Below are 1101 nucleotides of genomic sequence, written 5' to 3'. Positions count from 1 at the left end.
TTTGATTCTGGTCGTTTGATGACACCGTTTCGGAAATACGTTTCCTCGAATCTTCCGAAGAAAACAAATAATCCGAACCCATCTCCCACTGGGAAGATCTGGTTCGGATTATTTGGGTTTGGCAAATACCTTTTGCATTGACACAAACACGATATCCGGTTCAACTAGTGCATTACTGAAAACGGCTCTAGTATCGACATTTCCACTCTTAATTTGTGGCACAGACAGAATTTAGATATTCCGTGGGAATTCATAACTCCGTAAAATAACTAATGTAGAATTGTACATAGTACGCATCAACGAACGAGGATCATCGCAAAGTAAATGTATACCCCCATCAGGCTCCTTAACGGAAATACACTCCATTAATCTGGACAACTCGGCATTCGGAATATCTTCATCTGTGGATTCTGCGTCACCATCTTTGCTTTTCTTTCTCTCTAATTCTTGGCGGAAAATGTCAATCGGAACCTGTTTGGTCATACAGCGGTCATTCAGAATTGTAATTCGTTGATCGAGCAATGCATCGTCGGTAACAATATCTGCTTCTTTTAGCATTTTTCTTGCTTCTTCGGTACTGCTGGTGATGAACCTTACTTCGCTTCCATTTATGAACTGAGGTTCATTATGATGAAGCAAACATTCACAGAACACTTTGATGTAATGGGGAACCAAATCACTCAGCTTATCAGTGAGTATTTGATCCAATGCAGACCAAAACATATTGTCTGTAAAGTTCAGATATTCTTTTTTGCCCTGCCTAGCCCATCGTTCTAATTCGGTGCCTGAAGGAAAAACAGCATGATGCTTTTGCATCCAGTCAATGACGCATTCTGCCATCCACTCAGAAATAGCAATATGCTTATTGAAGACCACTTGTGAGTACGAAAAGAATTTATTTGTCAAGTACTGATCGGCAGCCGCGATTCCTTTTGGCTTGATGCACAGAATCTTTTTATCCTCACACTCACCAATGTCTAAGCACCGGATTAACTGGTCGATCTCACAACTACCGAAACTGGTACCCGAAAACGTTGCATCACGCATCAAATAGTCAATTCCGTCTGCATCCAGCTCAGAGTGTATAATCTGCACTAACAG

General features: G+C 41.1%; 1 pseudogene. It reads right to left on the bottom strand.

Annotated elements, in window-relative coordinates:
* Positions 1 to 231: 231 nt before the first annotated feature.
* A pseudogene (locus QZ379_RS12265) lies at positions 232 to 1101 on the bottom strand (hypothetical protein); the annotation flags it as partial.

This window comes from Bacteroides sp., assembly GCF_019417265.1.
Lineage (GTDB): Bacteria > Bacteroidota > Bacteroidia > Bacteroidales > Bacteroidaceae > Phocaeicola.
The sequence above is the reverse complement of the archived record's forward strand: the minus strand, read 5'-3'. Positions and strand labels throughout refer to the sequence as shown.